The sequence below is a fragment of the Streptomyces sp. NPDC032091 genome (assembly GCF_055580265.1).
The window spans coordinates 432,427-444,206 of sequence record NZ_JBVILR010000002.1 but is presented as its reverse complement, the minus strand read 5'-3'; the positions used below and the strand labels follow the sequence as shown (position 1 = coordinate 444,206).

Annotated in this window: 13 protein-coding genes; 10 read left to right on the top strand and 3 right to left on the bottom strand. The window is 72.7% G+C overall.

Features of this window, described 5'->3' with window-relative positions:
- Positions 1-95: 95 nt before the first annotated feature.
- Positions 96-554, bottom strand: a complete 459-nt coding sequence (locus ACZ5NJ_RS05020) for a CsbD family protein (protein ID WP_468762851.1) — start codon at positions 552-554, stop codon at positions 96-98.
- A 530-nt stretch (positions 555-1,084) separates the two neighbouring features.
- On the opposite strand from ACZ5NJ_RS05020, the gene ACZ5NJ_RS05015 reads away from it, so the two are divergent.
- The 3 genes from ACZ5NJ_RS05015 (at position 1,085) to ACZ5NJ_RS05005 (ending at position 2,266) form a co-directional block, all read left to right on the top strand.
- Complete coding sequence (locus ACZ5NJ_RS05015) at positions 1,085-1,405, top strand: STAS domain-containing protein (protein WP_468762849.1); 321 nt, start codon at positions 1,085-1,087, stop codon at positions 1,403-1,405.
- A 56-nt stretch (positions 1,406-1,461) separates the two neighbouring features.
- A complete protein-coding gene (locus ACZ5NJ_RS05010) occupies positions 1,462-1,812 on the top strand; it encodes an STAS domain-containing protein (RefSeq protein ID WP_468762846.1) in 351 nt (116 codons plus the stop codon).
- A 94-nt stretch (positions 1,813-1,906) separates the two neighbouring features.
- Positions 1,907-2,266 (top strand): ATP-binding protein, encoded by a 360-nt coding sequence (locus tag ACZ5NJ_RS05005; protein WP_468762844.1) that lies wholly within the window; start codon positions 1,907-1,909, stop codon positions 2,264-2,266.
- Positions 2,267-2,402: 136 nt separating this feature from the next.
- Here the strand turns inward: ACZ5NJ_RS05005 and ligA are convergent, their stop codons facing one another.
- On the bottom strand, positions 2,403-4,460 hold the full coding sequence (ligA, locus tag ACZ5NJ_RS05000) for an NAD-dependent DNA ligase LigA (RefSeq protein ID WP_468763159.1): 2,058 nt from the start codon (positions 4,458-4,460) through the stop codon (positions 2,403-2,405).
- 101 nt (positions 4,461-4,561) lie between these two features.
- A complete protein-coding gene (locus ACZ5NJ_RS04995) occupies positions 4,562-5,557 on the bottom strand; it encodes a helix-turn-helix transcriptional regulator (RefSeq protein WP_468762842.1) in 996 nt (331 codons plus the stop codon).
- Between the two features lie 244 nt (positions 5,558-5,801).
- Between ACZ5NJ_RS04995 and ACZ5NJ_RS04990 the strand changes: the two genes are divergently transcribed.
- The 7 genes from ACZ5NJ_RS04990 (at position 5,802) to ACZ5NJ_RS04960 (ending at position 11,780) form a co-directional block, all read left to right on the top strand.
- On the top strand, positions 5,802-6,107 hold the full coding sequence (locus tag ACZ5NJ_RS04990) for a hypothetical protein (protein ID WP_468762840.1): 306 nt from the start codon (positions 5,802-5,804) through the stop codon (positions 6,105-6,107).
- Between the two features lie 99 nt (positions 6,108-6,206).
- A complete protein-coding gene (locus tag ACZ5NJ_RS04985) occupies positions 6,207-6,422 on the top strand; it encodes a hypothetical protein (RefSeq protein WP_468762838.1) in 216 nt (71 codons plus the stop codon).
- Between the two features lie 56 nt (positions 6,423-6,478).
- Positions 6,479-7,543 carry a hypothetical protein gene (locus ACZ5NJ_RS04980; protein ID WP_468762836.1) on the top strand — a complete coding sequence of 355 codons (1,065 nt, stop codon included), beginning with the start codon at positions 6,479-6,481 and terminating at the stop codon, positions 7,541-7,543.
- A 154-nt stretch (positions 7,544-7,697) separates the two neighbouring features.
- Entirely contained in the window at positions 7,698-9,029 is a 1,332-nt protein-coding gene (locus tag ACZ5NJ_RS04975; protein WP_468762834.1) for an aspartate aminotransferase family protein, read from the top strand.
- Positions 9,026-10,291 carry a hypothetical protein gene (locus tag ACZ5NJ_RS04970; RefSeq protein WP_468762831.1) on the top strand — a complete coding sequence of 422 codons (1,266 nt, stop codon included), beginning with the start codon at positions 9,026-9,028 and terminating at the stop codon, positions 10,289-10,291. The genes ACZ5NJ_RS04975 and ACZ5NJ_RS04970 overlap by 4 nt, the downstream gene beginning before the upstream one ends.
- Entirely contained in the window at positions 10,288-11,031 is a 744-nt protein-coding gene (locus tag ACZ5NJ_RS04965) for a nucleoside/nucleotide kinase family protein (RefSeq protein ID WP_468762829.1), read from the top strand. The genes ACZ5NJ_RS04970 and ACZ5NJ_RS04965 overlap by 4 nt, the downstream gene beginning before the upstream one ends.
- Positions 11,028-11,780, top strand: coding sequence for an HAD family hydrolase (locus ACZ5NJ_RS04960; RefSeq protein ID WP_468762827.1), 753 nt, complete (start codon positions 11,028-11,030; stop codon positions 11,778-11,780). The genes ACZ5NJ_RS04965 and ACZ5NJ_RS04960 overlap by 4 nt, the downstream gene beginning before the upstream one ends.

The following is an 11,780-nucleotide window of genomic DNA, read 5'->3' as shown; positions in this document are numbered from 1 at the left end:
ACACCAACCCAACCGCCACTCCCTCCAACCACCCCCCCGCTCTCTCGAGAACACCCCCCCCCCCAGGACCTGGTTGATCTACATCCGTGGCCGGTTCAGGGTTCCTGGCGGCGGTCGCCCAGGGAGTCCTTGGCGCCGCGGGCCTGTTCTTCGGCCTTGCCGGCGGCCTCACGGGCCTTGCCCTTGAGCTGGTCCGTCTTACCCTCGGCCTTCATCCGCTCGTTGCCGGTCACCTTGCCCGCGGCTTCCTTGGCCTTGCCCTTGGCCTGATCCATCTTTCCCTTGGCCTTCTCCGCCATGGCGTCACGCTCCCTTTCCGAAAACAGTCGGTCGCTGGACAAACTAGGACAGGTCATGAGAATCCGCTCGCCGGGCGCCAGGCGATCTTGCCGAAGCGCGTGGCCCGTCGTGTCGTGCAGCAGGCCCAGGTGGGTGGTGGTGTCCGCCCCTCTGATGGTGAACCGCAGGGTGTAGCGGAGGCTCGCGTCGTAGCGGAACGGGGTGGTGAACGGCCGGGTGGTGGGGCCGACGACCTGACCCTGACTCGGGGTCACCGTGAAGGTGTGTGCGCCGAAGGGGGAGGTGTTGACCGGCGCGCCGTTGGCGGCCGGCCCGTTGCACGAGGCGACGCCGGAGGTGGCGTCGGTGCAGGAGTAGAGGGCGGTGACCGGCTGGCCGACCAGATAGGTGGTGGCCGCGGGGCGGGTGAGGGTGAGGGTGAGGGTGATCGATGGTGCGGCCTTGTCGAGGCGGACGTGATCGTCTGCGGGTGGAGGTGTTGCCCGCGTGGTCGGTGGCGGTGGAGGTCAGGGTGGTGATGCCCTGGGCCGTGATCGGCACGGTCGCGCTGGCGCCGGCGCGTCTGGCGTTTGGGGCGGGGTCGTGACACGCTCGAAGGGTTACCAGCCTGGTCTGGTGAGAGACCCCGCGCTACCGACCGATCCGACGGTGGCCGGTGGAAGGGCGCGGGTGGTCTCGCTCGGCTGTGTGCGGTCCGTATGCCGCGCGCTTGACGGCCTTCTCCGCCCCGAACACGGGGAGCCGACCGTAATGGGCTCCGATCCCGAAACGGGGCGGTCCACGCATGTCCAACACCCTCGACCTCGACGTCAGCGTGCAGCCCGGCCGAACGGTCGTAGCCGTGGCCGGTGACCTCGACATGGACACCGCACCGCACCTGGCCGAGGCCGCCGACTCCCTCGACCTGCCCGGTCAGAGGCTCACCCTGGACCTGTCGGCCGTCACGTTCGTCGACTCCTGCGGCCTCAACGTCCTCCTCACCCTCCGCCGCCGCGTCAGCCTCGCCGAGGGAACGCTGGAACTGATCGGCCTGCCCGATCAGGCGCTGCGCCTGCTGGACCTGACCGGCACGCGCCCCCTGTTCACCGTGCGCGCCGGGGTCTGACCCGCTCATCCGGGGGGTGGGGCTGCGGCGGGTGCGGGGCATGCCGTACGGTCACCGTGCAGATCCACGCGTACTCGGGAGGCCTGGTGATCGCGCCCAAGGTGACGGTGAAGACCGATGTCGACGGTGTGCGGATGGTGGTCTGTTCCGGCGCATTCGACATGGACACCATCAGCCTGCTGGTGGAGGCCTGCGACGACGAGGACGCCCCGGCCGATCTCCTGGTGCTCGACGTCGCCCAGGTGTCGTTCGCCGACTCCAGCTTCCTCAACGCCCTCGTCCGGCTCCGCAACACCCGCCCCTTGGCGCTTCAGGGCCCACTGCCGCCCCAGCTGCACCGGCTGATGGAGATGACCGGCGTGCTCGCTCTGTTCGACCTGCGCGACACCACCGAGCAGGCCCGCTGAGACGCCCATGGCAGACAGCCGGAATCTCTCGCAGGACTCGGGGCAGTCGCATCCCATGAGGCCTCGACTCGGCAGGACGGGTCTCCCGGCCTCGATGAGCTGTGCGCAGGCGCGGGAGGCCGCCCGGCGTGTCCTGACCGAACACGACGTACCCCCCGTCCTGATCACCGACGTGCTGGTGGTGGTGAGCGAACTCGTCTCCAACGCGCTGCGGCACGGAGGAGGCCTGACCGGCTTCCGGGTCACCGTCCAGGCCGGCCAGGTCACCGTCGAGGTGTCCGACCGCTCCCCTCTCCAGCCCCACCCGCCGGCACCCTCCCCGCACACACCCGGCGGCTTTGGATGGCGCGTGGTGCAGACCCTCGCGCCCGGCGCCTTCGTACGCTTCCACCGAGGCGGCAAAACCATCGTCGCGACCCTCCCCACACTCCCCGGCAGCCCTCCCGCGCCCTGAGCGCAGTCTCCGCAGCACCGTGTGCCGGCTGGATGCCGTCGACGGCTGACGGAGGGAGCCTCCCCGTGCGGGCGCGATCGGGTGGCTGGTGGTGGTCGAGGATCCGTGCACACGGAGGATCTCGGACACGCGACGGTCAGGAGGCGAGGACGTCGGCGACGAGGGTGGCGAATTCCTCGGGGTCGAGGATGCGGATGCCCAGTTCCTCGGCCTTCGTGCGCTTGGAGCCTGCCTTCTCGCCCGCCACCAGGAGGGTGGTGCGCTTGGAGACGGACGACGACGCCTTGCCGCCGGCCCGCTCGATCAGCTCGTTCATCTCGTTGCGGGACAGCTCCGCGAGGGGGCCGGTCATGGAGCCGGTGACCACGACGGCCTGTCCGGCCAGCGGGCCGCCTTCCGGGGCCTGGCCGTCGTCGGTCGCGTCGGTCGTGGGCCGGTGCTGCGGTTCGGTGACCTGCGTGCCCACCTGCTGGGCCTGGAGTCTGTCGAGGAGCGGGGCGAGTTCGACAAGTTCGGCCGCGATGACGCGCGCCTTCTCGCTGCCGATGCCGTCGACCGTGGCCAGCGTCTCCGCGTCGGCCGCCCGGATCGCGGCCATCGAGCCGAAGTGCGCGGCGATCCGGCGGGACATCGTGCGTCCGGTGCCGCGCACGCCGAGGGCGCAGAACACTCGGTTCAACGCGGCGCCGCGGGCGGTCTCGATCGCGGTGAGGAGGTTGGCGGCGCTGGTCTCGCCCATCCGCTCCAAGCCGAGGAGCTGGTCGTGGGTGAGGGTGAAGAGGTCGGCGATGTCGGTCACCAGGCCGGCCTCGACCAGTTGGATGGCGCGGGTGGCGCCGAGGCCTTCGATGTCGAGCTGGTCGCGGCCCGCCGCGTAGATCACGGAGCCGACGGCCTGGCAGTTGCGGCCGCGCACGCAGCGCCAGCGCTGCTCGGTGGTGTCGATGGCGTCGCCGCAGCGGGGGCAGGTTTCGGGGAAGGCGATCGGGGTTTCGGTGCCGGTGCGCTGGTCGGTCAGTGGTGCTTCGACGCGGGGGATGACGTCGCCCGCCCGGTAGACGAACACCTGATCGCCGATCATGAGTCCGCGGCGGGTGATGTCGGAGGGGTTGTGGAGGGTTGCGTAGGTGACGGTCACGCCGTCGATGACCACGGGTTCCAGGACGGCGCGGGGGGCGATGATTCCGGTCCGGCCGACGTTCCACTCCACCGCCAGCAGGCGTGTCACCTTGTGCTCGGCCGCCAGTTTCCGGGCCACCGCCCATCTGGGGGCGCGTGAACCGTTGCCGGCCTGCCGCTGGTCCTGCGCCCTGTCGGCCTTGACGACGACGCCGTCGATCCCGAACGGCAGCTCGGCGCGCAGGCCGGCGATGGTGTCGATGCGTTCCTGTACTTGCTCCAGGGTCTCGCAGCGCGTCGGGGCGGCGGCCGTGGTGGCGGCCGTGTTCGCGCCGAGGGCGGCCAGCCGCTCCAGCAGGGCGAGGTGGCCGAGATCGTCGTCCAGGCCGATCGCGCCGTAGGCGAAGAAGGTCAGCTCGACCCGGTAGGGGCGGTCCTTGGCCCGCAGGGTGCCGGCCGCTCCGCTGCGCGGGTGCGCGAAGGGCGTGGCCTCGTGGGCGAGCCGGATCCGGTTGGCCTCCTCGAACTGAGAGGTCGTCAGCAGCACCTCACCGCGCACCTCGGCGTCGACCGGCTCGGTGAGGGCCGGGGGCAGACCGAGGACGGCGCCGGCGGCGTGGGTGATGTCCTCGCCGGCCAGTCCGTCACCGCGGGTGAGGAGCTGGACGAGCCGGCCGGCCCGGTAGCGGGCGGCCACCGCGAGGCCGTCGAGTTTCGGCTCCACGCACCATCCGGCCACCGGGTGCCCCAGGCGCCGTTCCAGCCCGGCGGCCCACTCGGCGAGCTCGTCGGCGTCGAAGACGTTGTCGAGGGAGAGCATCGGCACCGAGTGCGGAACGTCTCCCTGGACGGCCCCGCCCGCCACCTTCCCGGTCGGCGACTCGGCCAGCACCTCCTCCGGGTGGGCCTCCTCGTAGGCCGCGATGGCGCGCAGCAGCCCGTCGTACTCGTCGTCACCGAGCGGGGTGGTCCCGTCGCCGTAGTACGCGGCCGACGCCGCCACGGCAGTGGTCACGGCTTCCGCGTAGGCGGCAGGGGAGAGCAGCAGGGCACTGTTTTCGGTCATGAAGGTCATCATGCTGCCCGGCACTGACAACGCCGCGGACCAGGCCGCCTCGTGGCGGGAGCGGGAGTACCGTCACGTTTCGACGGACCACGACGTGTTCGGGGTGGGGGTCAGGGGCGGGTCGGGAGGTAGCCCAGTTGTACGGCGCGGACGCCGGCCTGGAAACGGCTGCGGGCGCCGAGGTGGGTGAGCAGGCCGGTGGTCAGCCGGCGGGCGGTGCGGGTGGAGATGCCCATGCTGTTGGCGATCGACTCGTCGGTGCGGCCCTCGGCCATCAGGCGCACGACTTCGGTCTGCTGGCGCGTCAGTTCGCCGGAGGAGCGCTGCGGTGCGGCGCCGAAGGGTTCGGCGGAGTCCCACACGAGGTCGAAGAGGCGGCACATCAGGGAGATCACGCCCGGGTCCGTGATGGCCAGCGCGCCGTCGGCGGTGCTGCCGGAGTCGGAGGCGATCAGGGCCGAGCGCCGATCGATGATGATCATGCGGTTGGGCAGGGTCGGCACGGTGCGGATGTGTGCTCCCTGCTCGGTGAGCCAGGCCGCGTGGCCGGCGGTGGGGGCGTCGCGGCGGATGCTGTCCAGGTAGACGGTGCGCATCGTGATGCCGCGGGAGAGGAGGCGGCGGTTGAGCGGGCGGGAGGCCTCCATGTTGGCGGGCGTCTGGGGTCCGCCGGGGGCGAAGGTGAGGAACTCCTCCTTGACGTTGTCGTTGAGGGCCTCCAGGTGGTCGCGGATGGCGTCGATGCCGCGGAGGTAGCGGATCCCGGCGCCCATCGACATGGTGTCGTGCTGTGCGTACTGGGCGATCAGCTCGGCTGTCGCCGCGCGGCTCTGCTCGACGCGTTGCTGCTGCTCGGCCAGCTCGGCCTGGCGGCGCGCGAGGAGTTTCATGAGCCCGAGGTCGGGGCTGATGGCGCGCATCGGGGACTCGTCCGCCGACGACGTGCGGATCAGGGCCAGCTCGAAGAGCTGGTCGAGGGCGTCGCGCACGGCGTCCTCGGACAGTTGCAGCTGTCCGGAGAGCTCGGCCACTCCGTACAGCGGGTGGGCCAGCAACTCCCGGTAGACCGCTTCGGCTGCGGCGCTGAGGCCGAGTGGACCAAGCATGAACGTTCCTTTGTGGTGCGAGTGGTGCGGGTGGTGCCGGTGGTGCAGGGTGGGTGGTGCGAGCGGGTGCCGCGCCGGGATCCAGTGCTCCGGCCTGCGGCGATCTCGTCCGGTATACGGATGATCGACGCCGCATTCTATGGCTCCGGGCCGTGCCCGAGCGGCCCGGCCCGGGCCGGAGCGTCGGGAAGTGGCCAACTGCGACCCCTGGCCATGGGAGCCCGAAACCCGCATGGTCTAAACCATGTTCCTCATCTGCTCATCGCTGACCCCGCGCCCCGGCGGCAGCGGCCCCTTCCCCACCGACACCGCCACCGCCGTCAGGTCCGCCTCCGCCGCGGCCGGGGTGCGGGGCGTCGAACACGTCGTCCAGCGCGCCGAACCGGGGACACGACCCGTCCTCGGCATCTACGTCGTCGCCGCCACGCAGCAGGCCGCTGCTTCCGCTTGCGAGCGGGCGTGGCAGGCCGCGGTCGCCGCCCGACCGGAGCTGGGGGGATGGACGGCTGCCTGGGAGGACGTTCCGCTTTCCGAACCGCCCGTGGCCTAGGGCGGACATGGCCGTTTTGACCCTCCGGATCTCCCTTCTCCTGGCCCTCGCGCCCGGGCAGACTCGTGATCGCCAAGGAGAACAACCGAGGAACGGAGCATGAACATGAAGAAGACCAAGGCCCTGGCCATGTCGCTGATCGCGGCCACCGCCGTGCTGATCGGTGCCGGCACCGCGAGCGCCGGCACCGTCACCCCCGAGCACCCCCGCACCCCGGTATTCACCGTGCAGCCCGGTACGAACTGCTCCACCCCCGGCTTCGGCTGCCCGCACGACTCCGGCTGGCAGGGGATCAAGCCGCCCGTCGCCCTGTGACGGAGCCCGGGTCCGGCAGTCGCGCCCCGCACCGGGGCGCCGGGACCCGCCGGCTCATGGTGTTCCTCGACCGGCTGTCCCCCGACTCGACCGTGGAGCCCGTCCCGCTGCGGGACCTCCACACGGCGCACGCGCCGCGCAATGCCGAGGAGGACGAGCGGTACGCACGGACGCTCGCCGCCTCCGGGGAGGACCTCGCGCCGGTCCTCGCGCACCGCTCGACGATGCTCGTCATCGACGGCGTGTGCCGGGCCCGCGCCGCCGCGCTCCGCGGCCACACGCATATCCGGGCCCGCCTCTTCGACGGCACGGAGGAAGACGGCGACATGCTGTCGGTGCTGGTCGACGTCGCGCACGGCATGGTTCCGCCCGCGGCGGACCGCGCCGCCGCGGCCCGGCACGCGCTCCGCGTCCAGCCCGACTGGTCCGACCGGGCGCTGGCCGCTCTCACGGGACTGCCGGGCAAGCGCGTCGCAGCGCTCCGGCGGGAGAGCGGAGCCGCCACCGCACCGCACGGACGACGGCTCGGCCTCGACGGCCGGGCCCGGCCCCTCGACTCCGCGGCCCGCCGGCAACTCGCCGACGGACTGCTCAACGACGACCCGCACGCCTCCCTGCGGCAGGTCGCCCGCGCGGCCGGACTGTCACCGGCCACCGTGGCCGACGTACGCGAACGCAGGCGCCGCGGCGAGGATCCCGTACCCCGCCGCGGCTCCGGGGCCCGGTCCGGGCGGACCGGCCTGGTGCCGTCCCCCCGGACCGGTGGGACGCCCGTATCCGCGACGCCCGTACCCGCGACGCCCGTACCCGCGACGCCCGTACCGCCGACGGCCGCCACCGCGCTGCGCCCTGTACTGGCGTCCTTGACCCAGGACCCCTCCCTGCGGCTCACCGAGAGCGGCCGCGCGCTGCTGCGTGCCCTCGACGTCTCCTGCGTCCTCGCGGACGGGATCGAGGGCATCGCCGCGCACGTTCCGGCGCACCGGCTGGACGCCGTCGCCCGGCTCGCGGAGTCGCACGCCCGGCTCTGGGAGGCGCTCGCCTCCCATCTCGGGCAGCGGCGCACCGGCCGGGACGACCGCACCCCGCTGCCCGCGGGCATCGGCGGCGCGGCCGGCTGACGGCGCTGCCCGCTCCTGCCACCGCCGCGTCCGGTGGCCGCGGCGGACGGGCGCGCCGTGCCGCCCATGTGCCGGACTCCACGCGTCTGCACCCCCTCATCGCCCGCGCACCTCACACGCGCACCACCAGAAACCTCCCCAGAAGGGCACACCCATGTCCATCCTCGCTTCCCCCGGTGACCTCGTGCCCGGAGCAGTCCCGGACCCCGTGATGGCGGCCGTCGTCTCCGGCGAGACCTCGCCCGAGGCCGTCTACTACCCCGTCAGCGACCAGCGCATGGTCACCGGCGAAGGGGTGTACCTGTACGACTCCGAGGGCCGCGGATACATCGACTGCGCCTCCGCGACGTTCAACCTCAGCCTCGGCTACCGCCACCCGGCCGTCATCAAGGCGATCAAGGACCAGGCCGACGAGCTGATCCACGTCACGTCGAGCTTCCAGACGGAGCCCATCAACCGGCTCTCCAAGCGCCTGGCCGACCTCGCCCCCAAGCGCCTCACCAAGACCCACCTCAAGGTGTCCGGCGGATCGGTCGCCAACGAGGGCGCGATCAAGATGGCGCAGCGGGCCACGGGCAAGCGCGACGTCGTGACGCTGTTCCGTAGCCACGTCGGCCAGACCATGATGATGGCCAGCCTGTCCGGGAACGCCTTCCGCCGGGCGCCGTTCGCCCAGCTCTACCCGGGCGGCATGCAGGTGCCGGACCCGTACTGCCACCGCTGCTTCTACGGCCAGCAGGCCGGCAGCTGCCGCATGATGTGCGTGGACCGCATCAACGACTTCCTGGAGTTCGCGAGCAGCGGCAGCGTCGCCGCCGTCCTCGTGGAGCCCATCTCCGGCAACGGCGGCAACATCGTCCCGCCGGACGGCTACTTCACCAAGCTGCGCGAGCTGTGCGACGCCCACGGCATCAAGCTGATCTTCGACGAGATCCAGACCGGCATCGGCCGCACGGGGCGCATGTTCGCCGCCGAGCACTTCGGCGTCGAGCCGGACGCGATGACGGTAGCCAAGGGCCTCGGCGGTTCCGGCGCGCAGGTGGCCGCGATCATCGCGAGCGACGAGATGGCGGGCCTGCCCACCAACGACCACTCCTTCACCTACGGCTCCAACCTGCTGGCCGCCTCCGCCGCCCTGGCGACGCTCGACGTGATCGACGACCCGCTGTTCCTGGCGAACGTCCGCGCCACCGGCGACCTGATCATGGGCCGGCTGGAGGAGATGAAGAAGCGCCACCGCGTGATCTCCGACGTCCGCGGCGTGGGCCTGATGATCGGCATCGAGATCGCCGACGCGGACGGCACCCCCGACACCGCCCTGACCAACCACCTCGCGGACAGGGCGATGGACCACGGACTGATCCTGCGCACCTCGCGCTACGGCAACGGCAACGTGCTCAAGATCCGGCCGCCGCTCACGCTGACCCTGGCCGAGGCCGAGCTGATCTGCGACCGCTTCGACGCGCTGCTGACGGAGCACGCGTGATGGAACCCGGCCTCGTCCTGGTGGGCGGCGGGTTCCGCGCCACCACCTTCCTCGCCTCCGCCCCCGAACTCCTCGCCCACGGGGTCGCCGTGTTCGAGCGCGGAACGGCCTTCGGTCCCGGCGGCTTCGCGGACTACGCGATCACCAGCACCTCGATCGGCTCCCGCTTCCTCAAGGAGCTCTCGGCCCGCGGTCCCTTCGCCGCGCTGAGGGACGATCCGCTGGTCGCCCGGGTCGCCGGCGCCGACGCACCGGTTCCCATGGCGCACCTGGCGACGGCGCTGGGCCGGGTCGGTACGGCGGTGGCCGCGGCCCTGGGGCCCGGCCGGCTCGCCCTGGGCACGGAGGTGACCGCGCTCGACGTCGTCGAGGAGGGCTCGGCCGTGCTGGTCCGCCTCTCGGACGGGCGGACCGTCCGGACCCGGAACGCGGTCATCGCCACGGGGCGGACCGAGCGGCCGCACCCCGAACTCGCGCCCTGGCGGGCGAAGGTGCGCCGGTCCGCGCAGATCATCAGCCGCAGCGGGCGGGACGGGCTGCGCCGGGAGCTGGCGGCCCTCGGACGGCCCGGCGAGGACGGCCGCCGGATCGTCGTCGCCGGCGCGTCGCACAGTGCCATGTCCGTGCTCCGCGTCCTGCTGGAGCTGTTCGACGAGATCCGCGCGACCGACCCCGGCTACCGGCCCCCCGCCGTCGACGTGCTCCAGCGCAGTGCGGCACGGCTCGTCCACCCCGGCCTCGCCGAGGCGCGGCGGGACCACGTGGAGGGCCGGGAACGGGCCCCCGATCCGGCCACCGACGTGTGCCCCGCGACGGGCATCGTCTTCCGCGACTCGGGGCTGCGGCACGAGTCGCGGGACCTGTACTGCGCACTGTGGGACGGCCGGATCCCGGGCGCCCGGCTGGTCCGCACGGGCCGGCTCGCGGAGGCCGCCGACCTGCTCGACGACGCCGCTCTGGTGGTCCAGGCCCTCGGCTACCACGGCCACGCGCCCGACGTGCTGATCGACGGCCGGCCCGCCCGCCCCAGCGGCTCGCCGGAGCGGTTCGCGCACACGGACGACGGCACGGCGCTGATCGCCGGCCGGCCCGTTCCCGCGCTGTCGGTACTCCGGGTCGAGCCGACGCCGTACGCACTGCGCGACCACGCGGTCTACGGCAGCGGGCTCTACGGCAGGCTCGCCGGCCGGCTCCTCGCCCGGCTCGAAGCGTCGCAGCCCCCTTCCCCGTCCCCGTCCGTCCTCCAGGAGAGCGCCGTATGACCACCGAGACGACGACGGCGGCCGCCGGGCCCCGCGTCCGCACGCAGCAGCAACTCGTCGAGGAGCTGGCCGATCTGCTCCATGGCCGCAAGCAGCCGGGCCGGCCGCTGGTGGCCGGGTTGACCGGCATGGACACCTCCGGCAAGTCGCAGCTGGCCACCGCGCTGGCCGCCGAGTTCGAGCGCCGGGGCGCCCCCCACCAGCTCGTCCGGATCGACGACTTCCACCGGCCGCGCGCCATCCGCTACCGCTCCGACCTGCCGGAGGCCGAGGCGTACTACCACCACAGCATCGACTTCGACCGGGCCGCCGGGGAGCTGCTGCGGCCCGTACGGGAGGACGGCCGGCTGTCGGCGGAGCTGACCCTGCTGGACCTTCCCACCGACACGTACACGCTGACCCGGACGTACGAGGTCGGGCCGGAGACGATCGTGCTGGTCGAGGGGGTCTTCCTGTTCCGCGCCGAAATCCGGGACCTGATCGACCTGTTCGTGTACCTCGACGTCGCCGAGGACGTCGTACTGGCCCGCGGCCGGTCGCGGGACGTTCCCTCGCAGGGCGAGGAGGTCATGGGCAAGTACCACACGAAGTACCTGCCGGCGCAGCGGGCGTACCTGGCCGAGCACCCGCCGGGCTTGCACGCGGAGGTCATCGTCGACAACTCGGACTGGGCCGCTCCGGCCGTACGGGTGTGGCCGGCGGACGCGGCCGCGGCCCGTGCAGAGGACGGCGGACGATGAGCGCCACGGCCCCCGGCGGCCGGGGACCCGTGCGCGCGGTCGTCTTCGACCTGTGGAAGACGCTCGTCCCGCTGCCCGACGACGTGAAGCGGCAGGCCTTCACCGAGACGGCGCGGGCCCTGGGCCGGCGGCCGGAGGAACTCGCCGGGCCGTGGGCGCGGACCCGGGTGCGGCGCGAGACCGGCCCCCTGGGCGCCTACCTCGACGGTCTGCGCGAGGACCTCCGCGAGGACCTCCGCGCTCCGTGGGACGACGCCCGACAGGCCGAGGCCATGCGGGTGCGCCGGGCCGTCCACGGCCGGGGCTTCGCCCGGCCCGCCGACGGCGCCGTCGAGACGCTGACCAGGCTGAAGGCCCTGGGCTTCCCGATCGGGCTGGTGTCGAACTGCAGCTCCGACGTCCGGGAGATGCTCGACGCCTCGGATCTGGGGCCGCTGATCGACGTGTCCGTGCTCTCGGCGGAAGCCGGGCTCATGAAGCCGGATCCGGAGATCTTCCTGCTCGCCGCCCGCCGACTGGGCGTGGAGGCCGGTGCGTGCCTCTACGTCGGGGACGGCCACGACGACGAACTGGACGGCGCGTCGAAGGCCGGGATGACCGCGGTGCTGCTCGACCTCGGCGAGGACCACCCCTGGGCCGGCCCCCGGATCGGCGCACTGCCGGAGGTCCTGGGGCTGGCCGGCCGATCCCACTCCGACAGGCCCGTACCGGGCGGTCCCCCCTTTCCCCGTTCCGACAGGAGCTCGTGA